The organism is Rosenbergiella collisarenosi, assembly GCF_018494085.1.
GTDB lineage: Bacteria > Pseudomonadota > Gammaproteobacteria > Enterobacterales > Enterobacteriaceae > Rosenbergiella > Rosenbergiella collisarenosi.
In genome coordinates this window covers 18,094-40,939 of record NZ_JABBFP010000001.1, presented here as the reverse complement: position 1 = coordinate 40,939, position 22,846 = coordinate 18,094, and the positions used below count along the sequence as shown (strand labels likewise).

The following is a 22,846-nucleotide window of genomic DNA, read 5'->3' as shown; positions in this document are numbered from 1 at the left end:
TTCAACCCCTTATGTGTTTTGGTTGTAACGCTGCGACTAACCGATCGCCGATAAACTGGACGGCTTGAATGGTGATCACCAACGTCACGATCGTGGCGATCATAATGTGGTTATCAAAGCGTTGATAACCATAGACGACGGCAAGATAGCCGATCCCCCCTGCGCCGATCGTCCCGGCTATCGCCGAGTATTCGATCATGGCGATCACATTAACGACCGCGGCGGCAACGATCGCCGGCAGGGCCTCGCTGAGCTGTGCGTGAGCAATAATCTGCCACGCCGATCCTCCGCAGACGATACCCACAGAAGTCACCTCGGTAGGAACTTCGCGTAATGCGTTCTCAACTAAACGAGCAAAGAAAGGGATACCTGCCACGATCATCGGGATCACCGCTGCGGGGATGCCTATCGTCGTTCCTGTAAGCCAAAACGTCAGTGGGATAATGGCGGCCATAAGCACCAAAAAGGGGAGTGAACGTCCGATATTTGTTACGCCGCTTAGCAGATGATAAAGGCTAGATTTTGGAAATAAGCCATAACGGGAAGTATTGAAAAGAATGATCCCCAATAATCCTCCCACACTCAATACCGCAATCATGACGATGGCGACCATCAGCCACGTCTCAAGATAAGCAGGAATAAGTAAGGTATGAATATCTGGCCAAGGCGTATCTTGGCTCATCACATCGGGTGCTTTCATCCTGCCTCCTGAAATACTGAGAGCGGCAGCGGGTGATCCAGATGCAGCCCCCAGGCGTGAAGTTGTTGAACAAAGTGGTCGATATCGAAACCCGCTGATGGTGATATGGCTATGCGCATACGCCCCACCAAGCAGCCAGCCACATTTTCCAAGTGAGCAGCCAGAATATCGATAAGAATGCCTTGCTGGGCCAGTCTAGAGACCCAATCAAAGGTCACCATCTTAGCGGTATAACGCAGGCTCACTTCGATGGCCTTAGTGCTAGGCAAAGGAGTAAGTGGGAAGAGCTGGTTCGCTAACAATGAGTGCGGCGAGCTGAGCAGCTGTTCTACCCGCCCAAACTGGATAAGTTTACCCTGTTCAATGCAGGCGACGGCATCGGCCGCTTGGCGTACCACATCCATCTCGTGAGTGATCACGACGATTGCTAAACGGTATTCGTCTCTAAGCCGCTTAAGTAACGCGATAATCGACTGCGTTGTCTGCGGGTCGAGGCCAGAGGTCGCTTCGTCGGCTAAAAGTACCTTAGGATTAAGCGCTAAGGCTCGTGCAATTCCTACCCGCTGCTGCTGGCCGCCAGAAAGTTGCGCCGGGTAGACGTTAGCCTTATGGGTCAATCCGACACTCTCTAAGAGCTGATTGACGTGCGAGGTTATTTGATGTGGCACGACCCCCAGCCACTGTAATGGCAGAGCGATATTTTGCCAGACGGTTTTACGCTGTAATAGCGCGGCCGATTGGAACACTGACCCGATCAAGCGCCTTTGACGTCGCAGCGCCTCACCGGATAGCGTCGATAAATCGATACCGTCGACTAAAATCCGCCCTCGGCTCGGATTTTCGAGTAACGAAATACATTTTGCTAAGGTCGATTTTCCAGCACCGCTCGGCCCGACGACGGCAGTGATCGAACCTGCAGGCACATCCAACGAGATATTCTCAAGGATGGTATGCCGCTGGCCTTGAGCCGAGAGGTACTCTTTCGAGAGATTTTCAACACTAATCATGTCACCTCCTGTTGCCCAGTCACAGGGCTTGATGCAGTGTGACGACGATAACCTACGGCAGGATGTGGAGATTGAAGACGCGGGCTCTTAGAAAAGAGCTTTTCGCGCAGCGTTCCAGGCTGATAGTCCTGTTTATAGACGCCCCGTTTCTGTAATTCCGGCACCAATAATTCAACCACATCACTAAACGTCTCGTGCGTCACCGCATAAGCGAGATTGAACCCGTCCACATCGGTCTCTTCGACCCAGCTTTGTAACTCGTCGGCAACGGTTTGTGGACTTCCCACGAGTAAGGGCCCAAAACCGCCAATCCCTACCCAATCGGCAAGCCCCTGGACGGTCCATTGTCGAGACGGATCGGCGCTGGAAAACGTCTCTACCGCAGATTGAATCGCATTAGTGTGAATATGTTTTAATACTTGGTCTGGCTGGTACTGACCAAAATCGATACCTGTCCAGCCGGAAAGTAACGCGAGTGCTCCCTCGTAACTGACGTATTGCTTATACTCCTGCCATTTCGCCTGTGCTTTATGGTCAGTCTCATCGACGATCAGCGTTTGGAGATTAAAAATTAAAATACTGTAGGGGTCTCGACCGACCGCGGCGGCACGTTGGCGAATGTCTGCGACGGTTTTCTTAAGCAGAGCCTTTGAGGGGGAGGCGACGAAAACACATTCCGCATGCTCTGCGGCAAATTGTTTACCTCGACTTGAGGCTCCCGCTTGGTAAAGAACCGGGGTACGCTGCGGTGAAGGCTCGCAGAGATGGATCCCGGGGACTTGGAAAAAGTGCCCTTGGTGATTGATAGGGTGGATCTTATTAGGATCGCTAAAGATCTGCCGCTGACGATCCCGTAATACCGCCCCCTCTTCCCAGCTCCCTTCCCAGAGCTTATAGACGACCTGTAGATATTCATCCGCATAATCGTAACGTGCATCATGGTCAGTCTGCGCAGAGTGCCCGATATTACGGGCGCCACTCTCAAGGTAAGAGGTGACAATATTCCAGCCAATACGCCCCTGCGTAAGATGGTCAAGCGTAGAGAGGCGTCGAGCGAAGGGATAAGGGTGTTCAAAGGAGAGAGAGGCCGTTAACCCAAACCCTAAATGCTCGGTAACCATAGCCATTGGGGTAATTAAAGCGAGGGGATCGTTGACCGGTACCTGTGTTGCCTGCCTTATCGCGGCCTCATTACTGTTATCCAATACATCGTATACACCCAATACATCGGCAATAAAGAGGCCGTCGAATTTACCTTTCTCTAGGAGTTTGGCCAGATCGGTCCAGTAGGAGAGTTCTTTATATTGCCAAGAACGGTCACGGGGATGCGCCCACAGTCCAGGGGATTGATGGCCAACACAGTTCATATCGAAGGCATTAAAGCGAATTTCACGTTTTACAGACATAGAGTCTCCTCGACAGCATCCATGATGCCGTTCGTCGTTAATCAATAAAGGAATAAGGTCAGGCTACGGGATCAATTCGACTCGCGGGGACATCGCTCTCTCAACGTGTCAATCGGTATCGCGAGGAGCTGGTTAGCGATAAATTCTGCGTGCTCCGCCACTTGCGGCAAGCCCATCAACTCGCCAAAGCGGCCTCGTGCTGCAGGCCCTACGACAAAGAGATCGTCGTGAGCCGTACCAGTCGGGGAAAGCGCCTGCGAATGTGCGTTAACCGCGATCCCCACGCCGAGTGGGTCGGCGGTGATGCGTGCTTGCGCCGCTAAGTCGATAAGCAGGGGCTGGCTGGCGATCAGTTGCTGATGAGCCGGCCCAGTGGTCACGATCACCTTATCGACGAGCAGCGTTTTACTGCCACCCTGTCGCTGACGAAGGGTCAACGCCAGCTTGCCAGAGATGTGCTGTGCGCTCATGAGGCGGCCAGCGTTGATCTGTAATTGACCCGAGGCTAGGCATTCTCCGAGCACGGCGGCCACCTGCGGCGCGATGCGATAGCGATGAACATCCCACCATGGGCGCAAATGACGATAAAAACGCCGCTGCTCTACGAGGCTAAGCTGCTGCCAAATAGTCTGGGCTTGCCGCCGCACATCGTCCAGTACCAACTGCCAAGGGCGCTGATGCCGTGCCGCAACGCTGACGTTTTCACGAATGAGCTTAAGCCATCCTCTTACCGTTGTAGGGAGCGGTGTGGCGGGGATCAGTGAGTAATCATCATAATGGCCGCTAAGGTTGGCTCGCGGTAATTGTCCCCGCCGTGATATTGCATGAATAGGCCCGCGGTGGCCTTGTCGTACTAACGAGGCGATGACATCTGCCATCGTGAGTCCCGTTCCAATAATCGCTACCTCAGCATTATTCTCGAGAGTATACAGGCTCTCATCCTGCCAAGGATTATGGATAACGTTTGAGTCGGTGGAGAGTGCCTGAAACACAGCAGGTTTCAGCGGTGCAGGATGGCTAATTGCCAATACCAACTGATCAACCGGTATCCGAAGTCCTTGCTGCGTAAATAGCTGCCCTAGCTGATAGGCCTGCGCGTAATCCTGAACATGGCGAAAAGTTGCCGTTGCGCCGTTTAGCGCATGAGCGAGTTTCTCTCGCAGATATGCCGCAAATTGGCGTCGTTGTGGATAGACGCTGCCATCCTGCCACAACGCTGCACTGTCCTGTAGAAAAGCCGGTTGCTGACGATACCAACGGTCAAAGTCTCCTTTCTCCGACTCTGAGAGTTGCATTTTCGCCGCCGGGACATTGATACGATGCGCCGGATCTTGAGTACTATAGGCCACCCCTTCGGCAAGCTGCGCCCGCGGTTCGATCAGAGTGATGGCAAGGTTCGCATCCCCCTTGCGGAGTAACTGAATCGCTAACATCGTCCCGGAAAATCCGCCCCCCACGATGACAATTTGCCGTTTAGTCATGGCCTTGCTCCTGTCGTTCAAGCTCCCTGACACGCGGTAAGACTTCACGGCCAAAGTACTCAACCTCTTCTTGGCAATGTAAGAAACCGAGTAGGAGTAGATCCACGCCGGTACGTTTCAGCGCAACAATACGCTCGGCAATCTGTTGCGGGGTACCGATTAAATTGGTCTTAAATCCGTCGTTGTACTGCACGAGATCTTCGAAAGTCGATGTTGCCCAGTTCCCATCCTTCTCCGGTGAAGCATTTCCAGCATTCTTGACTTCCGAGGCAAACCCCTCAACGGCATGAGGGTTGGCGTTCTCGATAATGTCACGCAGTACCTGTTGCGCCTGCTCCTCGGTATCGCGAGCGATCACGAAGCCGTTCACCCCTATGCGCACGCGATGATTGTTATCGGCTGCTTTTAGCTGAATATCTTCAACTTGCCGACGAATACTCTCCGGATCATTACCATTAGTGAAGTACCAATCTGAAACACGTGCTGCCATGTCTCTTGCCGCGCGCGAGCTCCCTCCCTGAAAAATTTCTGGGTACGGCAACACAGGCTTAGGCTTCATTACATAATCTCGATAACGGTAGAAATCGCCATTAAACGTAAAGCGCTCTTCTTGCCAGATGCCTCGTAAGCAGCGAATAAACTCTTCCGAACGCAAATAGCGTTCTTCATGATCGAGCCAAGGCTCACCAATCGCTTTAAATTCACCACGGAACCAACCACTGACGATATTGACGGCGATCCTCCCTGCTGTCAGATGACTGATCGTCGCGATCTGCTTAGCCGCGAGGGTCGGATTCCAAGGCCCTGGTAGTAATGCGGCAATCACTTTAAGTTTCTGCGTCGCGCCGAGTAATCCTTGTGAGAAACTCACGGATTCATGTTGGTTCTCTGCACCATAACCGGCGGTAAAACGGATCTGTGTCAGCGCATACTCAAATCCGGCTTCTTCCGCTATTTGTGCAAGCTTACGGTTATAGTCAAAATCCCACGACGTCCGTTGTTCGATATCGCTAATGACTAATCCGCCGGAGACATTCGGTACCCAATAAGCGAACTTAAGGGGAGAGCTATGGACGTTGTCTGTCATGGTGTCACCTCTGAATTAGCTTTAGCCTGTGAAGTCGGACGTCGATCACCGCCGATCGTTTCACCAAACGGCCCGGTGTTAATTGAGGTGTCGCGATGCTTCGCGCCGGGTAACAGCGGCATGACCAGCTCCGCAAAACGGTGCGCCTCTTCAAGATGTGGATACCCTGAAAAAATAAAATTATCGATCCCTAACGCTTGGTACTCTCGGATCCGCGCCGCGACTTGTTCTGGGTTGCCAACCAATGCCGTGCCTGCCCCTCCGCGTACTAAGCCTACGCCCGCCCAGAGATTAGGCGAGATTTCTAGATTGTCGCGCGATCCGCTGTGTAGGGCACTCATCCGTGATTGGCCCGTCGAGTCCATGCGAGCAAAAATTTTCTGCGCCGCCGCGATGGTATCGTCATCAACATGAGCGATAAGCTTTTCGGCCGCCGCCCACGCTTCCTCCTCCGTTTCCCGGACGATAACGTGCAGACGAATACCATAATTAATGGTCCTACCCGTCTGTTGGGCACGTTCACGGACGACAGCGAGTTTCTCGGCAACCGCTGCCGGAGGCTCGCCCCACGTCAAATAGGTATCGATATGTTTTGCGGCAACATCGATAGCCGGCTCCGACGAGCCGCCAAAAAAGAGTGGTGGCCCGCCTGGTTGTACGGGAGGAAAGAGGATCTCAGCGCCTTCAACATGCAGATGCTCGCCCTGATAATCCACTTTGTCGCCTTGCAAGAGCCGCGAATAGATATCGAGGAATTCATCCGTCACACGGTAACGCTCCGCATGGGAGAGAAAGATACCATCACCTTTATTCTCTACCGGATCACCGCCGGTGACGACATTGATCAGGAGTCTACCTTCCGAGAGACGGTCTAAGGTTGCCGCCATCCTTGCGGCTAAAGTGGGGGGTTGTAAACCCGGACGTACCGCAACCAAGTAGCGAAGTTTTTTGGTAACTGGCGCCAAGGCAGAGGCGACCAACCACGCATCTTCGCAGCTTTTACCGGTAGGAATTAGAACGCCATAAAAGCCTAAGTTATCTGCCGCGATCGCGACTTGCTGAAGATAGGCAAGATCCACCGGACGCCCACCCTGAGTGGTTCCCAGATAACGCCCATCACCATGGGTAGGGAGGAACCAAAACAGATTAAGCGGGGCTGAGAGATTATCGCTCATTATCATTTTCCTATATAACGTTATCTGAATTTTTTAGATACATAAATTCCATTGAGTTATAAGAGGTAGAGCAGGAACTGTGCCAAGTGTATAAAAAAAATAGTTAATAATTTTCAATGGGTTATCGTTTACTGGTTTTACCAAGACTGTTGCGTTTGCCGCAGCAACGCCTGTTCGTTGCTGCAAACGCAACAATATCCCTCTCGCTTTGCCATACACAGAGGCATAGAGTGAGTAAGATTCGAGGAGGAGAGACAATGAAAGACGACTACGTAACATTAGATGACCCGCTGTCTCAACAATTACACCAGACAATTATGCGTCTCGCCCCGAGCGAGGCGACAGTGCTGATTACCGGTGAGACTGGTACGGGGAAAGAGGCCATTGCGCGTACACTACATCGTCAAAGCCCGCGTCATCATCGACCCTTCCTCGCGGTAAACTGTGGGGCTCTCACGCAGAGCTTGGCGGAGTCCGAGCTTTTCGGCCACGAAAAAGGCGCGTTTACGGGTGCCGCGGAACGTCACCGTGGGTGGTTTGAGGCGGCTGAAGGAGGCACCTTATTACTCGATGAAGTGGGTGAGCTCAGTCCAAGCTTACAGGTTAAGCTTTTACGCGTACTTCAACAACGCGAGGTGATCCGCGTTGGCTCCTATCGGGCGATACCGATTAATGTACGGGTCATTGCGGCGACGCATGTTGACTTACGACAAGCCATCCATTCTCGGCTATTCCGTGAGGATCTCTATTATCGCCTTAATGTTGCACCTATACACTTGCAACCTCTCCGCCAGCGACCACAAGATATCGCGGTCCTTGCGCAACACTTTTTACACCGCTATACCCGCCACCATGGGAAGCCCAGCCAAGTCTTCTCCCAAGACGCGCTTCACGACCTAATGAATTACGCGTGGCCGGGGAATATCCGTGAACTCGATAATGTCATTAATAATGCCGTGTTGCTGTGCGATGATCTGGAGATATCCTCAACACATTTACTGCTGCGTCCCCCAGCACATACCGATAAGGCTGAAAAAGCAGGCGTCTTCTCCGCTTTTATTCGTGAGCAGCTACAGCGTGGAGAGCCAGACTTGTATCAACGAACTATTGAAGCGTTAATCGGCGAAGCCTTCGATCTTACTGGACAGAATCAAAGCCAAGCGGCGGCAGTACTGGGCATCTCACGAAATACGCTACGTACACAGTTGAGCCATCTAGGCTTAATAAAGCCACGCAATGCCGCAACCTCAGGAGCAAAAGCGGCGGAGACGCAACACCGTACGGAACGGGAGAGAGAGCTACGCATCGGCTACCAGAAATTTGGTAACCTTGGCATTCTCAAGGCACAACGCCATTTAGAACGTCAGTTTCAACCACTAGGGGTGAACGTGCTGTGGAGCGAATTCCCAGCCGGACCACAACTCCTCCAAGCGTTATCTCAGGGTGAGATTGACTTTGGTACGACGGGTGAAGTCCCCCCGCTATTTGCTCAAGCGGAAAATAATCAATTACGCTATATCGCGTGGGAGCCGGCTGCACCAAGTAGCGTCGCCCTCATGGTGCCGCACACTAGTCCCATTCGAACACTTTCTGACTTACGCGGTAAGCGTATCGCCGTTAATAAAGGCTCGAACGTCCATTACCTACTCTTACAACTACTCGATGAGGCAGGGCTTAGCCTATCAGACGTTCGCCTCATTTATACCCCGCCGAAATATCCGTTGACCCAGAGTGATTATCTCTCGGCAGAGGCATGGATGATGTGGGACCCGCTTCTCAGTCATGCTGAGTTTGACGGACTGCTTAGACGTATCGAAAATGGAGAGGGCCGCGTCAATAACCATCAATTTTATCTTTCACGCCAAGGATTTATTAGCCACTCGTCGGATCTTCTTCCCCTGCTGATTGATGCGTTAAAGGCGACAGGAAAATATATTGATAACACTCGTCAGCATGCTGCCAGCGCATTATCGAAAGAGCTCGCTATAGATGCCGGTGCGCTGGAGATAGCGCTCTCCAGGAGGAGCCATCAAACGCAGACAATGAACAGGCATATTATTCGCGAACAGCAAATTATTGCCGATAGATTTTATGCACTTGGCCTATTATCTCGACCGATTAGTGTTCGCCAAGCAATATGGGAAAGTGAATATTAATAGTCTGCATAACATAATCATTTGTCACATTAATCAGCGTGAATTTTTTATTTATTGCTAACGTTTAAGCTAAAGGGTAAATGGCCGTATACACTTGCCGATCTAATTACCAATAAGAATATTCCGTTGATAATCTAATACTGATCACAGTGGGTCAATCGCACGCAAGAATTTATCTATTCTTGCGTGAAATAACTGCAAAGAAATCTAGACATCATGCGTTAAAACGAGATAATAGGCACTAAAAGTTAAAAATAGCCGCAACGTGTTTTCAAGGATGATGATGAACTTTTCTATTACGATCACTGATTGGAGTGCTAGGGCACCCGGATTAGAAACTCGTGAGGCTTGGCAAACCACCCTCAATCGAGGCCTTAATATCGATGGTGACACACCCTACGGAAAACTAAAAAACATTAGCAATCTCACCGCTCGGCGCTTAAGCTCAGGTAGTCGCTTAGCCCTAGACTGCGCGTTAGATATTACCACCCGCCACTCTCCTGATGCCTTCATTTTTACCTGTCGTCATGGAGAACTAGAAAGGAATCATCGTATCCTCTCGGCCCTCGCTGCAGGAGACGCCGTATCGCCGACCGACTTCACGATGTCGGTACACAACTCCGCAGTCGGTCAGTTAGCGATAATGCTTGATGCGCCGGTGAGCTCTACCTCAATCTCTGCGGGAGAAGACTCTTTTCAACAAGGTATTATTGAGGCAGTCGCGCTATTAGGAAATGGGTTTACTCGCATATTATTAGTTGATTTCGAAGGAAAGCTACCCGAGTTTTATTTACCTCATGCCTCCCCCCATTGGCCTTATGCCTGTGCCTTGCTGCTAGAGAAGGGAACAGACCTAAACTGTCAAATGAGGCCCCTTAAAGACGAACAGCCGCCTTCGTTGCGCCTTCCGCAGAGTTTACGATTACTTCACTACTGGTTAGGTCAACAGCAATACATTGATATTGAAAGCCAATATACCCGTTGGTCTTGGTCTCGATAGGCGATCATGATGCAGACTCTATTAAATAGTAGGCCATGGCGTTTAGTGATGACTGCCTTATGTTTCGTATTATTTGGTGCAGGCGGATTACTGCTCTCTTTAATAGGGTTCCCTTTATTAAATTTGTTTATTGTTAAACCTGAAAAGAAGCGTTTAGTCGCCAGGCGATGTATTTCGTATTGCTTTAATTTTTTTATAAATACCCTACGTTACTTGTCAGTAATTAATTGTCAGATTATCGGAAAAGAGATATTAGCCCAGGATCAACGTTGTCTTATCGTCGCGAACCATCCATCGTTAATCGATTACGTTATTCTTGCCTCAGTCATGCCAACAACCGATTGTATTGTCAAAAGTTCTCTTAAAAAAAATATATTTGTTAAAGGTGTTATCAGAGCCGCCGATTACTTAGTGAATAATCAGTCTGATATTTTATTACCGGAATGTACTCGCCGTTTCGAGAAGAATGAAACATTAATTATTTTTCCAGAGGGTACTCGCACTGTTTATGGTGAGCCGCTGAAGTTACAACGAGGCGCCGCTAATATTGCCGTTCGGTGTCGGGTCAATATTCGCCTCGTTCATATCGAGTGTGACGAGCGGATGCTGGATAAACAGAGCCCTTGGTATCGTATCCCTGCCCGTAAGCCGACATTTACTATTCGGATCGGCCAGCTTATTGATATTACTAGTTTTATTAAAAATGCCGATGCTGCCGAACCTTCTGTGGTTGCGAGGCAACTTAATCGATATCTACAACGACAATTAACTCATTCATCTCATTAATCTAAGAGTAGCCCATGACCCCTGTAGAGTTAGAACTTAAACAACTCGTGATTGACACCTTAAATCTTGAGGAGATCACTCCTGACGATATCGCGACCGATGATCCCCTGTTTGGCGAGGGGTTAGGCCTCGACTCGATCGATGCGTTAGAACTCGGTCTGGCCATTAAGAAAAAATACGGTATCAGTCTCTCTTCTGAGAATGAGGAAATTCGCCAACACTTTTATTCTATCGCCTCATTAGCAGCCTTTATTACTGCTCACCATCGCTAAAAAACGAGTACTCAACTATGCAACATCAAGAGATTGAACAAGAAGTTAAAAAACTATTAACTGAACTTTTCGAAATTCCACCTCAGGATATCGTCGCATCCGCCCGCTTATATGAAGACTTAGGCTTAGATAGTATTGATGCCGTCGATATGATCGTACATTTACAGAAGAAAACCGGGAAAAAGATAAAGCCTGAAGAGTTTAAAGCTGTGCGTACGGTGCAAGATGTCGTTGATGCAGTTCAGCGCTTACTCGAAAGCTGAACGGGGTTTAGTGTCCATGTCCTCTGCCGGTAAGCTCGGTAAAAGCCTATTTAGCCTAGTCGTCTTGCTATGGCCATTGCTCATCTGGTTCGGGGTCATTAAGCATACTATCCATTGGTTAACCCCCGTATTAATTGGCTTGATGGTTATCCGATTGATTGCTTTCCTCCCCGATGGCGGGCCACTTCGCGAAGTGATTAAAGTGGGAAGCGTATTGGCGATTCTGCTTTGCTCAATAAGTGTCTTATTCCAACGCCATGAATGGTTACTGTGGTATCCGGTAGCGATGACCAGTGTGATGTTGATTTTTTTTAGCCACTCCCTCGTCCGTGGTACTCCGGTCATTGAGCAGCTCGCACGGATCAGCCGCCCCGACCTCCCCCCGTCAGCAATACGCTATACCCGGTCGGTGACAAAAGTGTGGTGTGCTTTTTTCGTTATTAACGGTCTACTCTCAGTCGCGACCATTTATATCGGGAACATGGCGTGGTGGGGGCTATGGAATGGATTAATCTCTTATCTGCTGATGGGGCTGTTACTCGTGGGTGAGTGGCTAATCAGACGAAGGGTCGCGCGATGAGCTATCAGGTTCGCAGTATTCTACAGTGGTTAGACACTGATTCTAGCAACCCAGTACCCGTATTTTGGTTTAAGGATCAATTTATCTCTGTGCAGGATCTACGGGGAGAGGTCGTTGAACTTCACCATCATCTCCTTACTCTATCTGCTAAGCGTGTCGCGCTTTACTTTGAAGACCACTACAGTTTTGTTATCTCACTGCTCGCCTGCCTCTATGCCAAAAAAATTCCTGTACTGCTTAGCCAGACTAAATTAAGTCGAATCGCTATCGAGTCGCAGCATTATGATCTGTTATTAAGCGAGCACACTATTGACCAGGATATCGACGGCGAAGTATTTCAACCTCGCGAGTCTCTTCAGCCCGTCTCCGGTGATTTACCGGCCCTCAGTCTGCAGCAGACCATCGAACTGTTTACCTCTGGCTCTAGTGGGCACCCTAAAAAAGTGGTGAAAACCCTCCAGCAAATGGACGATGAGAGCAGACTTATCGCGCCCTTACTTCATTCGCGTCTTGCTGACAGTTGTCTGTTGACGACCGTCAATCCATGCCATCTTTATGGATTGACCTTCACGGTGTGGCTACCGTTTTCCTTAGGTATCCCGGTTAACCGTAAAAGGGTCATATTCCCGGAGGAATTTTCGGCTCATGTGACGAATCGCTGTTATACGTTGATCACGAGTCCGGCCTTCTTAAAACGTATCGATGAAACGTTATCCCCTCCTCCAACCTCGCTGGTCCTTTCCGCTGGTGGGCCATTGGATCTTCCTGTCACGACAAAAATTAACGCTTGGTTAGGGGTAGGAGTTGACGAAATCTATGGCAGTACAGAAACCGGCGTGATGGCACACCGCTATCGCGAAACTATCGAGAGACCTTGGCGCTGCCTGCCAGACGTTCGCTTTACCCCTATTGAGGATCACTGGCTACTGAAATCGCCCTTGGTTACTGAGGTGACCGGCTTAGCATTAAGCGATGCGCTAACCTTTGTTGACGATGATTGTTTTCACCTTGCGGGGCGCCTTAGTCGGTTAATCAAATTGGAAGAAAAGAGGATTTCTCTCGATGAAATCGAACGCCAAGTACTCGCGCTAGAAGGTATTATCGATGCCGCGGTGATGGCCATTACCCAACGAGGCCGGAAAAGAATCGCGGCTCTCGTCGTGATGAGTGCAGAGCAAGAGCAACAATGGCGACTAAATAGAATCGCCACAGAGCGTCTCTGGCGTAAAACCCTCGGCATTTATTTAGAGGATATCGCCATCCCTCGCTATTGGCGCTCAGTCACTAGCATCCCTTGTGACGCCCTACATAAACGCCAGGAATCCCGCTTACAGGAGCTATTTTTTGAAACCCATTAACCCCCTCGTCGTAGCAACCACTAGCGAAAAGGTGGTGTTGATCCTTGAGGTTGACGGCCAGCTACCCTGGTTTGACGGTCACTTCCCTATTCAACCCATTCTGCCCGCCGTAGCGCAGATAGACTGGGTTATGCACTACGCCATGCACTATTTAACCGTGGGCTATCAGTTTAGTAGTCTGGTACAGGTGAAATTCCAGAAGCCATTACTGCCGGATACTCGTGTTCAGTTATCCCTGCATTGGCACGTTGACAGTCACCTCTTGACGTTTCACTTCGAGCACTATCGTCAGCAGGACGAGGCAGAGCGCCAATCGATCAGCCAAGGAAAAATCCGCTTATGTCCTATCGGCTAAGACCTTGCCTACTTATCCCCTGCTACAATCACGGTGCGCTCTTGGCCAGCGTCATCACTCGTCTGGCTCCGTTACAGCTCCCTTGTATTGTAGTCGACGACGGTAGTGACACGGCAACGCAACAGCAGATCGCGTTGATTACCGCTCAGACCCCTTGGGTCGAGGTGATACGCCTGGAGCAGAACTCAGGCAAAGGCGTCGCCGTCATCGCAGGTATTCGTTATGCGGCTCAACTGGGGTTTAGCCATGTAATTCAAGTAGATGCCGATGGCCAACATACCCTTGAAGATATTCCAGCCTTTCTCGCACTCGCGGACCAGCATCCTGATAGCGTGATCTCAGGACAACCGATTTATGACAGCTCTATTCCAAAAGCTCGCTTATACGGACGATGGATTACCCATTTCTGGGTGTGGGTCGAAACACTTTCGTTCTCGATAAAAGACAGTATGTGTGGGTTTAGAGTCTATCCGATTAACCCCGTCCTAAGAGTCTGTGCGAAAAAAGAACCTGGCCGTCGTATGGATTTTGATACTGAAATAATGGTCAGACTTTACTGGCTGGGCCATGATAGCTATTTCATTCCGACTCATGTCACTTACCCCGAAAATGGTATCTCTCATTTCGATGCCCTGCGCGATAACCTGCGCATATCGTGGATGCATACCCAACTCTTCTTTGGCATGTTGGTACGCATCCCATCGTTGATTAAACGCCATAAAAGTCATTGGGCAAAGACGCCAGAATTACGGGGAAAGTGGGGAATGAAGAGCATCTTATTTATCCATAAACTCTTAGGTAGACGCTGTAGTGAAGCATTGCTCTACCCCATTATCGGCTGTTACTTCCTTTGCGCGCATCAAGCGAGACGTGCCTCTAAAGAGTGGATTTTCAACGTTGAACAACGCTTAAAAGACAAGCACACTCAAGCTTATGAAAAATTAACGCCTTTTCGGCATTTTATGATGTTTGGGAAAACGATCCTTGAAAGGATTGCGTGTTGGCGCGGTGAACAACAGCTCGGTCGCGACATTATATTTGCTGAGAACAGTGAGGCCTGTCTCGAACAGTTTCGCCATCGCGGGATCATTATCCTCGCCTCGCATCTCGGCAATATCGAGGCATGCCGAGCCTTAGCTAATCATGCCAGTAGCCATACTATTCATGCCATCGTCTTCCATGAACACGCGCAAAATTTCAAAAAAATTATGGATAGTGTAGCGCCGAACTCCGCGGTCAATCTATTACCGGTTACCGATATGGGGCCTGATACGGCGATGTTAATCGACGAGAAAATCGCCCAAGGCGACTGGGTCGCGATCGTCGGAGATAGAATTGCTGTGAGTCCCCATCGCCAAGGTCAACCTCGGGTACTGTGGAGCCCGTTCTTAGGTCGCCCTGCGCCGTTCCCGCAAGGGCCTTTTATTCTTACCGCCGCATTAGGCTGTCCCGTTATTACTCTGTTTGCGATTCATCGGCATAACACCTTAACCATCTTTGCAGAGCTGCTGGCCAATAAAATCGAGTTACCACGCGGCCAACGCGAACAGGCGCTACAACACTATGTCGACCAATACGCACAGCGTCTCGAACATTACGCTCTGCTTGCGCCCTTAGAGTGGTTTAATTTTTTCGACTTTTGGCATCTCCCTACCACCGATCCCAAGGAGACTACGCATGAATAATGACCCGCGCTTGCTCACACAAGTTCATCTAACCGTCGCTTTTCACGACGTCGATATGATGGGGGTAGTTTGGCATGGCAACTATTTCCGTTATTTAGAAATCGCAAGGGAAAAACTGCTCAGACAATTCGACTACGGCTATCAGCAAATGCGCGACAGTGGCTATGCTTGGCCAGTGGTCGACTCGCGGATCAAATATCGCCATCCTCTAACCTTTGAGCAGGCCTTCATCGTACACGCCGAGCTCGAAGAGTATGAAAACAGGTTAAAAATAAACTATAAGATTTTCGATAGTGAGACAGGCAAGTGTACGACGAGCGCCTATACCATTCAGGTCGCCGTGGACATGCATACGAAAGCGCTTTGTTATGTGAGTCCCGCTATCCTCTTCAAATGCCTTGGAGTAACGCCATGACTCTTTTACGCTGGCCGCTTGCGGCAATTTTTCTCGTTGTGTTCCCTTTTGCAAAGGCTACGACGGTGGAGCAGGTACAACAGACACTCGCCTCTCATCCCTTAGTTCGTGCCCATTTCGAACAGCAACGGACGATTAAGGGAATGCCGCAAACGCTGAACTCCAGCGGTGAAATGGTGATCTCGCGTACCTCAGGATTGTTATGGCAGCAGACAACACCCTTTGCCATGCGCTTGGTGTTACAGCAAGATCGTATGCTGCAACAAATGCAAGACCAACCGCCACAGGTGATGACCGCGCAATCGAATCCACAAATGTTCCAGTTTAATCATTTATTAACTGCGCTGTTTACGGCTGATCGTGCCACGCTCGATAATAATTTTTCGCTCACCTTTACCCCGTTAGAAAAGGATCACTGGACGCTCTCGTTAACCCCGACCACCACCCCCTTAGATAAGCTGTTCAGCACTATTACGCTACAAGGAGGGCAATTTATTGATCAGGTGACATTATTGGATAAACAGGGTGACGCAACACGACTCGTCTTTAGCCAACAGCGTAGTACACCTACAGAATTAACCGCGACAGAGCAGGCTAACTTTGAGTCTCACTAATCCTCGTTATCTTGGCGGTTATTGGTTGGCGATATGCCTCCTACTCCTCGTCGCGCTGGGGAAACTGCTCCCGGAAAGTCGGCTCAATAACAGTGTATTAAGCTTACTCCCGGTAAACATTAGCCAGCACCTCCCTGCGGAAATTTATCAGGCGTTCACCGATCGTCTCGATCGCCAGGTCGTGTGGATGATCGCTGGGGAAGATACGCACCACCGTCCCCTCGCGAACAACTGGTTAGTCACCTTACGACAGATCCCGGAATTGGCCAGCTTACAAGGGCCCATGACTGCGGCCCAGCAGCAACAATGGGGAGGTTTTTTCGTCAAATATCGAAATAGTAATATTGACGAACTGACCCGCCAACGCTTAGCCAATGGCGGTGAACGGCAAGTGCAGTGGGTACTAAGCCAACTCTATAGCACCTTTTCTGGCGTAAGCGGGCAAGAGCTTCGTCACGACCCGTTGATGTTGATACGCGGCGCCCAGCTTAATTTGGCGGAAGCTGGAAGCGCGCTGACCCTCAGCGATGGATGGTTAACGGCTCGCGATGCTCAGGGGAAAAGATGGTACTTCTTACATGGTGAAATTGGCGGTTCGCAAGGGGGCATGGCGGAAAATCATCGGTTAGTCGAAGACATTAACCGTATCACGGCAGATTTTATTAAACAGAACCCCTCGGCAAAAATACTGACGCGTGGCACGTTATTTTATAGCGACCATGCTAGCGAACAAGCAAAGTCGGATATGCAGCACCTAGGAACGACGACCCTCGTTGGACTGGTCTTACTGATCCTCTGGATATTCCGTTCGCTTCGCCCGTTATTTATAACCGTTCTCTCGATTAGTATCGGTGCCCTTGCGGGAGGTGTCGTGGTACTCACCATCTGGCACGAAATACATCTGATGACTGTAGTGATGAGTATGAGCATTATCGGGATTTCTGCAGATTACTCCCTCTATTATTTGTGCGAGCGCCGCGTATTCGGTAGGGAAAGTACGCCTTGGCAGAGTCTCACCAAAGTAGGTCGAACACTCCTTTTAGCGGTAACAACGACGGTAATTGCCTATGGCATTATGCTACTGGCTCCCTTTCCTGGTATCCAGCAAATGGCGGCTTTTTCGATTGCCGGGTTGAGTGCATCGTGTCTAACCGTTTATTGTTGGCATCCTTGGCTCAGTCGCGGATTACCGACCCATACCCTCCCCTTTAGTACTCGGTTTCTCCAGTGGATAACACTATGGCGTCATAATCGGTGGGTACGCTACGGTATCCCCACCGCCCTAACCCTCTTCTCGGCGATCGGATTAACGCAGCTGCGTGTCGATGACGATATTTCGCAGTTACAGACCTTGCCGCCATCGCTCGTTGCACAAGAAAAAGCAATGGCTGCGATGACCCAACAGTCGAGCGATCAGAAGTGGTTTGTCGTGTATGGCGCAACACCAGAAATAATGCTCAACAGGTTAGCAGCGCTACGCCCGGCTCTACGTCAAGCGCAGCACCAGCGGCTATTAGGACAGTGGCGAGCATTACCCCTCAATGCATTAGCGCAGCAAACGAAGGATCAACAACTGATAAAACAGGCCGCACCGCTTATCGAACAGCGCTTAAAAGCGATAGGAATTAGCGACGCACAAGTCGATACCTCTCTACTGCCCCTCACTCCGGACGAATGGTTGAATAGCCCGGTAAGTGAAGGATGGCGACTCTTGTGGTTTCAACTCAAAGACGGGACAACAGCCAGTTTAGTGCCAGTTTCTGGCGTCATCGATAGTCAGAAGATGAGCGCGATTGCCGCGCAGTTACCAGGTATTGTCTGGATAGACAGGAAGGCAAGCTTCGACGATTTATTCAGCCACTACCGGCAGTTAATTTCTGGATTAATTATCGTAGCGCTTATCGTTATTGCCATCAGCGCGATGGTTAGACAAGGATGGAAACAGGGGCTTACGACCTTAGTGCCCTCTATTCTTTCTTTAACCTGTGGATTAGCCTCGCTGGCGTTACGTGGAGAACCTATCACGCTATTCTCGATACTCGCCCTGAATCTTGTACTCGGTATTGGGATCAATTATACCCTGTTCTTCGGTAATCCTCGTGGTACACCCGTAATCTCCTTGCAAGCGATCACACTAGCACTGGTCACGACGCTGCTGACCTTGGGGATGCTACTCTTTAGCTCCACGCAAGCCATTAGTAGTTTTGGGACCGTATTATGCAGCGGCATCCTTGTCGCTTGGCTATTATCCCCTCTGGCAATGCCCTCTCGCCGCAAAAGGAAAAAATCATGAAACTAAGGCATATATTTGGTTTGTGCTTGCTATTGCTACTCGGTGGTTGCCAACACCAGACACCCCAAGTCGCGCAACCTACCGCATGGTTAAAGCCCGGCACGAAAGTGACGCTGCCGCGCCCGTCACTCGACACGCCTATTCGCTCACAACAGATGCTAACCGGACGTTTTAATGGCCAACAGCAATCGCTGGTGATCATGCTTGATGCGAATCAGCAGCAGTTGCGGTTGGTGGGGTTATCTCCGGTTGGCATACGCTTATTTATGTTGACCTATGATGACAAGGGAATTCATACCGAACAGTCGATAGTCGTGCCCCATCTTCCTCCTGCAAGCCAAGTGCTCGCCGATGTCATGCTCAGTTTCTACCCGGTATCCCGTTGGCAATCAAACCTGCCTACTGGCTGGCGGCTGCGTGATGTAGAAAATACTCGACAACTGACCGATAGTAAGGGACAGGTAATTATGGAAGTCCACTATCAACAATTCGATGCACAACGTTTACCTATCAGTCTTGAGCAACGTGCATTTCACTATCAAATTTCCATCAATTATTTAGATAAATAATATGATCTTTATCTCTGCATACGGCATGGTTAATGCACTAGGCAATAACTTGGACGACATTGCGCATAATCTCTCTATGGCTCATGCCCCCGGGATGACAGTGAGTACGCAATGGTTAACCGATAAGTCACCCCTCGTCGTGGGAACCGTCACAGGCGAATTACCCACAATACCGCCGCAACTCGTCGCCCACCAATCGCGTAATAATCGCTTACTGCTTGCGGCACTGGCACAGATAAAGCCTCAGGTTACAGATATCCTCGCGACATATCCGTCCTCGCGCATTGCCGTTATCCTAGGCACGAGTACCTCTGGTTTGGATGAGGGAGACCGCTATCTGAATGATTGCCACCAGAATAAAGATAATCAGCATTGGCACTACGCCCAGCAAGAACTTGGCGATCCAGCACGTTTTCTGAGTCAATATCTTGGTACGCAAGGCCCTGCCTATACGATTTCCACCGCGTGCTCATCGAGCGGGCGAGCAATCATCAGTGGTGCACGCTTAATCAACGCAGGGCTAGTAGATGCCGCAATTGTTGGGGGAGCCGACTCGCTAAGTCGCATGCCGATTAATGGTTTCGATAGCTTGGCTTCGCTCTCTAAACAACGTTGCCAGCCATTTGCCGAGTCTCGACAAGGCATCACTATCGGTGAAGGCGCCGGACTGATGCTCCTTACCCGTCAGCCCGGAAATATAGCCTTACTCGGGTTTGGCGAGTCGACAGATGCCTACCATATCTCCGCCCCGCACCCGGAAGGAAAAGGTGCTGGGGTGGCGATTAATCAGGCACTGACTGCCGCAAAACTAGACCCGCAAGATATCGGTTATATCAACCTACATGGGACAGCGACCCCGCTCAATGATGAGGTAGAGTCCTCGGTCATCCAGCATATTTTCGGGGAAACTGTGCCGTGTAGCTCGACCAAGCACCTTACTGGCCATACGTTGGGGTCTGCCAGTATTATTGAAGCTAACCTCTGTGCATTAATCTTGGAACGTAACCTCCCGTTACCTTATCAAGACTTTACGGACTGCCCGCAAGATAAAACGCTAACACCCTGCGGGTTACTTCTTAACAGTCAGCCCCTCAATCAGCCAAGGCTGTTATCGACCTCCTTCGCATTTGGCGGTAACAATACTTGTCTCATTATAGGAACCGTATCATGACACCCTTTTCTTCTCCCGGGGCCTATCTGCCTCATCGCGCACCGATGATCTTACTCGAAGAGGTGGTTGCCGTGTCCGCAGAGCAAGCAACCTGTCGTAGCAGGGTCAGCCTGCAAGGTGTATTAGCACCGTTCATCACGCCGGAGAAGACTCTACCAGGATGGTATGCCCTCGAACTTATGGCTCAAACGGTAGGCGTCTGGAACGGGTGGCATACCCAGCAGCGCGAGGGCTGCGCGCCGGCTCTCGGAATGATCCTCGGTGCGAGAAATCTTACGACGACTCACCCATTTTTTAATCTAGGCGACTGTCTAGACATACAAATCTCCTTGCTGATGCAAGATGGGCGTATGGCGAGTTTTGATGCCGATATCGTTATTGAGGGCGTCTGCGTCGCACAAGGGCGTATTAACACCTACCAACCTAACGATAATGAGTTGGCCTATTTTTTTAAGGAAGAGACAACACAATGACACAGCAAGTCTTAGTGACCGGTGCCAGTAAAGGCATTGGTCAGGCGATTGCCTGCAAATTGGCGCAAGATAACTTTCATGTACTGGTTCATTACCATTCTGATAAACGCGGCGCTGAAGAGACCCTAGAGACTATTCAGCAGGCAGGAGGTACTGCAACACTCATTCAATTTGATATTAGTCAACGGGATGAGTGTCGCGAAGTGTTAGAAACCTATATAGATGAATATGGCCCACTCTATGGCATCGTTAACAATGCGGGGATTACGCGTGACGCAGCTTTTCCAGCCTTAAGCGAAGAGGATTGGGATAGTGTCTTATCGACCAATTTAGATAGCTTTTATAACGTCATCCACCCCTGTCTGATGAGTATGATTGCCGCCCGTAAGGGGGGAAGAATTGTCACCTTATCGTCTGTTTCTGGAATAATGGGAAATAGAGGACAAGTCAATTATAGCGCGGCGAAAGCCGGAATTATTGGTGCGACAAAGGCGCTGGCCATCGAACTGGCTAAGCGAAAAATTACCGTCAACTGCGTCGCGCCAGGGCTTATTGATACCGGAATGGTGCCTGACGATGCGACGATTGTTAGTGAAATTATGCAACAAATACCGATGAAGCGGCTAGGACAAGCCGAAGAGGTTGCCGGGCTAGTTAGCTATCTCTTTTCCGACCTCGCGGGTTATGTCACGCGACAAGTCATCTCGATCAATGGGGGCATGCTATGACGCATCGTGTCGTTATCACCGGGATGAAAGGAGTTACCGCATTCGGACAAGACTGGCAGGAAATAGCTACGACGATGCGCAGTGGTCGTAATGCCGTACGTATCATGCCTGAATGGCAAATCTATCAAGGCCTTCATACGCATCTCGGTGCGCCGATCGATGACTTTTCATTGCCCGAGCACTATACCCGCAAGCGTATCCGCTCCATGGGGAGAGTCTCGTTATTATCGACCCGAGCAACCGAACTGGCACTTGAACAAGCAGGTCTTTTAGACGATCCGATTTTAACCCAAGGGCAAACGGGAATTGCTTACGGTTCTTCGACAGGAAGTACTGGTCCTGTCAGTGAATTTGCCACGATGCTGACTGAAAAGCATACCAACAATATTACGGGCACTACCTACGTACAAATGATGCCACATACTACCGCGGTTAATACGGGGTTGTTTTTCGGTATCCGTGGGCGTGTTATTCCCACCTCTAGCGCCTGTACATCGGGGAGCCAAGCCATCGGCTATGCTTGGGAGGCCATAAGACATGGCTATCAAACCGTCATGATTGCGGGAGGAGCGGAGGAACTCTGTCCATCAGAAGCAGCGGTCTTCGATACGCTATTCGCCACCAGCCAACGTAATGATGCGCCGCAGACCTCACCGGCTCCTTTCGACTCAAACCGTGACGGACTGGTTATTGGCGAAGGGGCTGGGACACTGATTCTTGAGCGTCTCGATCATGCCCTCGCTCGTGGAGCCAAAATCTATGGTGAAATTGTAAGTTTTGCGACGAATTGTGATGCTGCGCATATCACCCAGCCACAACAAGCAACGATGCAGATCTGTATTGAACAATCTTTAACGATGGCGGGACTCCCACCGTCTGAGATTGGCTATATCTGCGCACACGGTACCGCTACCGAACGTGGCGATATCGCAGAAAGTCAGGCGACCGCCGCGATCTTTGGGGATAAGCCGCCAATCTCATCACTAAAGAGTTACTTCGGACATACCCTTGGTGCTTGTGGCGCCCTCGAAGCCTGGATGAGCCTTGAGATGATCCGCGCAGGGAGACTGATGCCAACGCTTAACCTACACCATCCAGACCCTCTGTGCGGTAATTTAAATTACATCATGGGTAAAGAAATAACAGCAGATGTCGAATATTTACAAACTAATAACTTTGCCTTTGGGGGAATTAATACGTCGCTTGTTATTAAGCGTTGGCCATAGTTTTTTTATAAATGGATGCCTTGGCACGAAAATTTCAGGAGGAATA

Annotated in this window: 23 protein-coding genes; 17 read left to right on the top strand and 6 right to left on the bottom strand. The window is 50.1% G+C overall.

Going from position 1 to position 22,846, the window contains the following annotated elements; all coding sequences use genetic code 11:
- Position 1 precedes the first annotated feature (1 nt).
- The 6 genes from HGT70_RS00195 to ssuD form a co-directional block, all read right to left on the bottom strand.
- A complete protein-coding gene (locus HGT70_RS00195; RefSeq protein WP_071433497.1) occupies positions 2-700 on the bottom strand; it encodes a methionine ABC transporter permease in 699 nt (232 codons plus the stop codon).
- Positions 697-1,707 carry a methionine ABC transporter ATP-binding protein gene (locus tag HGT70_RS00190; RefSeq protein WP_214194577.1) on the bottom strand — a complete coding sequence of 337 codons (1,011 nt, stop codon included), beginning with the start codon at positions 1,705-1,707 and terminating at the stop codon, positions 697-699. Before HGT70_RS00190 ends, HGT70_RS00195 begins: the two co-directional genes overlap by 4 nt.
- Positions 1,704-3,113 carry an LLM class flavin-dependent oxidoreductase gene (locus tag HGT70_RS00185; protein WP_071433493.1) on the bottom strand — a complete coding sequence of 470 codons (1,410 nt, stop codon included), beginning with the start codon at positions 3,111-3,113 and terminating at the stop codon, positions 1,704-1,706. Before HGT70_RS00185 ends, HGT70_RS00190 begins: the two co-directional genes overlap by 4 nt.
- A 71-nt stretch (positions 3,114-3,184) precedes the next feature.
- Entirely contained in the window at positions 3,185-4,594 is a 1,410-nt protein-coding gene (locus HGT70_RS00180; RefSeq protein WP_214194576.1) for an FAD/NAD(P)-binding protein, read from the bottom strand.
- Entirely contained in the window at positions 4,587-5,681 is a 1,095-nt protein-coding gene (gene sfnG, locus HGT70_RS00175) for a dimethylsulfone monooxygenase SfnG (RefSeq protein WP_214194575.1), read from the bottom strand. The genes HGT70_RS00180 and sfnG overlap by 8 nt, the downstream gene beginning before the upstream one ends.
- A complete protein-coding gene (ssuD, locus tag HGT70_RS00170) occupies positions 5,678-6,856 on the bottom strand; it encodes an FMNH2-dependent alkanesulfonate monooxygenase (RefSeq protein WP_214194574.1) in 1,179 nt (392 codons plus the stop codon). The genes sfnG and ssuD overlap by 4 nt, the downstream gene beginning before the upstream one ends.
- A gap of 257 nt (positions 6,857-7,113) precedes the next feature.
- On the opposite strand from ssuD, the gene HGT70_RS00165 reads away from it, so the two are divergent.
- The 17 genes from HGT70_RS00165 to HGT70_RS00085 all read left to right on the top strand — a co-directional run bounded on the left by HGT70_RS00165 (position 7,114) and on the right by HGT70_RS00085 (position 22,800).
- A complete protein-coding gene (locus HGT70_RS00165; RefSeq protein WP_214194573.1) occupies positions 7,114-9,012 on the top strand; it encodes a sigma 54-interacting transcriptional regulator in 1,899 nt (632 codons plus the stop codon).
- A gap of 283 nt (positions 9,013-9,295) precedes the next feature.
- A complete protein-coding gene (locus HGT70_RS00160) occupies positions 9,296-10,012 on the top strand; it encodes a beta-ketoacyl synthase chain length factor (protein WP_214194572.1) in 717 nt (238 codons plus the stop codon).
- 9 nt (positions 10,013-10,021) lie between these two features.
- Positions 10,022-10,798 carry a lysophospholipid acyltransferase family protein gene (locus tag HGT70_RS00155; protein WP_071433481.1) on the top strand — a complete coding sequence of 259 codons (777 nt, stop codon included), beginning with the start codon at positions 10,022-10,024 and terminating at the stop codon, positions 10,796-10,798.
- Between the two features lie 14 nt (positions 10,799-10,812).
- The gene (locus HGT70_RS00150) at positions 10,813-11,070 is read left to right on the top strand and encodes a phosphopantetheine-binding protein (RefSeq protein ID WP_071433479.1); all 258 of its coding nucleotides are present in this window, start codon (positions 10,813-10,815) and stop codon (positions 11,068-11,070) included.
- 17 nt (positions 11,071-11,087) lie between these two features.
- Positions 11,088-11,333, top strand: coding sequence for an acyl carrier protein (locus HGT70_RS00145; protein ID WP_071433477.1), 246 nt, complete (start codon positions 11,088-11,090; stop codon positions 11,331-11,333).
- Entirely contained in the window at positions 11,296-11,913 is a 618-nt protein-coding gene (locus HGT70_RS00140; protein WP_198363433.1) for a COG4648 family protein, read from the top strand. The genes HGT70_RS00145 and HGT70_RS00140 overlap by 38 nt, the downstream gene beginning before the upstream one ends.
- Positions 11,910-13,271, top strand: coding sequence for an AMP-binding protein (locus tag HGT70_RS00135; protein ID WP_214194571.1), 1,362 nt, complete (start codon positions 11,910-11,912; stop codon positions 13,269-13,271). Before HGT70_RS00140 ends, HGT70_RS00135 begins: the two co-directional genes overlap by 4 nt.
- Entirely contained in the window at positions 13,258-13,626 is a 369-nt protein-coding gene (locus HGT70_RS00130) for an ApeI family dehydratase (RefSeq protein ID WP_214194570.1), read from the top strand. Before HGT70_RS00135 ends, HGT70_RS00130 begins: the two co-directional genes overlap by 14 nt.
- Positions 13,611-15,311, top strand: coding sequence for a glycosyltransferase family 2 protein (locus HGT70_RS00125; protein WP_214194569.1), 1,701 nt, complete (start codon positions 13,611-13,613; stop codon positions 15,309-15,311). Before HGT70_RS00130 ends, HGT70_RS00125 begins: the two co-directional genes overlap by 16 nt.
- Positions 15,304-15,726, top strand: a complete 423-nt coding sequence (locus HGT70_RS00120; RefSeq protein WP_071433467.1) for an acyl-CoA thioesterase — start codon at positions 15,304-15,306, stop codon at positions 15,724-15,726. The genes HGT70_RS00125 and HGT70_RS00120 overlap by 8 nt, the downstream gene beginning before the upstream one ends.
- The gene (locus HGT70_RS00115) at positions 15,723-16,340 is read left to right on the top strand and encodes a LolA family protein (RefSeq protein WP_214194568.1); all 618 of its coding nucleotides are present in this window, start codon (positions 15,723-15,725) and stop codon (positions 16,338-16,340) included. The genes HGT70_RS00120 and HGT70_RS00115 overlap by 4 nt, the downstream gene beginning before the upstream one ends.
- A complete protein-coding gene (locus tag HGT70_RS00110) occupies positions 16,327-18,633 on the top strand; it encodes an MMPL family transporter (protein ID WP_214194567.1) in 2,307 nt (768 codons plus the stop codon). Before HGT70_RS00115 ends, HGT70_RS00110 begins: the two co-directional genes overlap by 14 nt.
- Positions 18,630-19,202: a DUF3261 domain-containing protein gene (locus HGT70_RS00105; RefSeq protein ID WP_214194566.1), complete on the top strand. Its 573-nt coding sequence runs from the start codon at positions 18,630-18,632 to the stop codon at positions 19,200-19,202. Before HGT70_RS00110 ends, HGT70_RS00105 begins: the two co-directional genes overlap by 4 nt.
- Before the next feature lies 1 nt (position 19,203).
- Positions 19,204-20,373, top strand: a complete 1,170-nt coding sequence (locus HGT70_RS00100; protein WP_214194565.1) for a beta-ketoacyl-[acyl-carrier-protein] synthase family protein — start codon at positions 19,204-19,206, stop codon at positions 20,371-20,373.
- Complete coding sequence (locus HGT70_RS00095; RefSeq protein WP_071433456.1) at positions 20,370-20,846, top strand: hotdog family protein; 477 nt, start codon at positions 20,370-20,372, stop codon at positions 20,844-20,846. Before HGT70_RS00100 ends, HGT70_RS00095 begins: the two co-directional genes overlap by 4 nt.
- Positions 20,843-21,574 carry a 3-ketoacyl-ACP reductase FabG2 gene (locus HGT70_RS00090; RefSeq protein WP_071433454.1) on the top strand — a complete coding sequence of 244 codons (732 nt, stop codon included), beginning with the start codon at positions 20,843-20,845 and terminating at the stop codon, positions 21,572-21,574. The genes HGT70_RS00095 and HGT70_RS00090 overlap by 4 nt, the downstream gene beginning before the upstream one ends.
- Positions 21,571-22,800, top strand: a complete 1,230-nt coding sequence (locus HGT70_RS00085; protein ID WP_214194564.1) for a beta-ketoacyl-ACP synthase — start codon at positions 21,571-21,573, stop codon at positions 22,798-22,800. The genes HGT70_RS00090 and HGT70_RS00085 overlap by 4 nt, the downstream gene beginning before the upstream one ends.
- Positions 22,801-22,846: the final 46 nt, after the last annotated feature.

Coding starts and splice junctions, on each gene's coding strand:
- HGT70_RS00180 (WP_214194576.1), bottom strand. CDS start 4,594: ATGACTAAACGGCAAATTGTCATCGTGGGGGGCGGATTTTCCGGGACG.
- HGT70_RS00140 (WP_198363433.1), top strand. CDS start 11,296: ATGTCGTTGATGCAGTTCAGCGCTTACTCGAAAGCTGAACGGGGTTTA.
- HGT70_RS00160 (WP_214194572.1), top strand. CDS start 9,296: ATGAACTTTTCTATTACGATCACTGATTGGAGTGCTAGGGCACCCGGA.
- HGT70_RS00120 (WP_071433467.1), top strand. CDS start 15,304: ATGAATAATGACCCGCGCTTGCTCACACAAGTTCATCTAACCGTCGCT.
- HGT70_RS00165 (WP_214194573.1), top strand. CDS start 7,114: ATGAAAGACGACTACGTAACATTAGATGACCCGCTGTCTCAACAATTA.
- HGT70_RS00125 (WP_214194569.1), top strand. CDS start 13,611: ATGTCCTATCGGCTAAGACCTTGCCTACTTATCCCCTGCTACAATCAC.
- HGT70_RS00115 (WP_214194568.1), top strand. CDS start 15,723: ATGACTCTTTTACGCTGGCCGCTTGCGGCAATTTTTCTCGTTGTGTTC.
- HGT70_RS00095 (WP_071433456.1), top strand. CDS start 20,370: ATGACACCCTTTTCTTCTCCCGGGGCCTATCTGCCTCATCGCGCACCG.
- HGT70_RS00135 (WP_214194571.1), top strand. CDS start 11,910: ATGAGCTATCAGGTTCGCAGTATTCTACAGTGGTTAGACACTGATTCT.
- HGT70_RS00085 (WP_214194564.1), top strand. CDS start 21,571: ATGACGCATCGTGTCGTTATCACCGGGATGAAAGGAGTTACCGCATTC.
- ssuD (WP_214194574.1), bottom strand. CDS start 6,856: ATGAGCGATAATCTCTCAGCCCCGCTTAATCTGTTTTGGTTCCTCCCT.
- sfnG (WP_214194575.1), bottom strand. CDS start 5,681: ATGACAGACAACGTCCATAGCTCTCCCCTTAAGTTCGCTTATTGGGTA.
- HGT70_RS00185 (WP_071433493.1), bottom strand. CDS start 3,113: ATGTCTGTAAAACGTGAAATTCGCTTTAATGCCTTCGATATGAACTGT.
- HGT70_RS00190 (WP_214194577.1), bottom strand. CDS start 1,707: ATGATTAGTGTTGAAAATCTCTCGAAAGAGTACCTCTCGGCTCAAGGC.
- HGT70_RS00155 (WP_071433481.1), top strand. CDS start 10,022: ATGCAGACTCTATTAAATAGTAGGCCATGGCGTTTAGTGATGACTGCC.
- HGT70_RS00145 (WP_071433477.1), top strand. CDS start 11,088: ATGCAACATCAAGAGATTGAACAAGAAGTTAAAAAACTATTAACTGAA.
- HGT70_RS00105 (WP_214194566.1), top strand. CDS start 18,630: ATGAAACTAAGGCATATATTTGGTTTGTGCTTGCTATTGCTACTCGGT.
- HGT70_RS00195 (WP_071433497.1), bottom strand. CDS start 700: ATGAAAGCACCCGATGTGATGAGCCAAGATACGCCTTGGCCAGATATT.
- HGT70_RS00150 (WP_071433479.1), top strand. CDS start 10,813: ATGACCCCTGTAGAGTTAGAACTTAAACAACTCGTGATTGACACCTTA.
- HGT70_RS00100 (WP_214194565.1), top strand. CDS start 19,204: ATGATCTTTATCTCTGCATACGGCATGGTTAATGCACTAGGCAATAAC.
- HGT70_RS00090 (WP_071433454.1), top strand. CDS start 20,843: ATGACACAGCAAGTCTTAGTGACCGGTGCCAGTAAAGGCATTGGTCAG.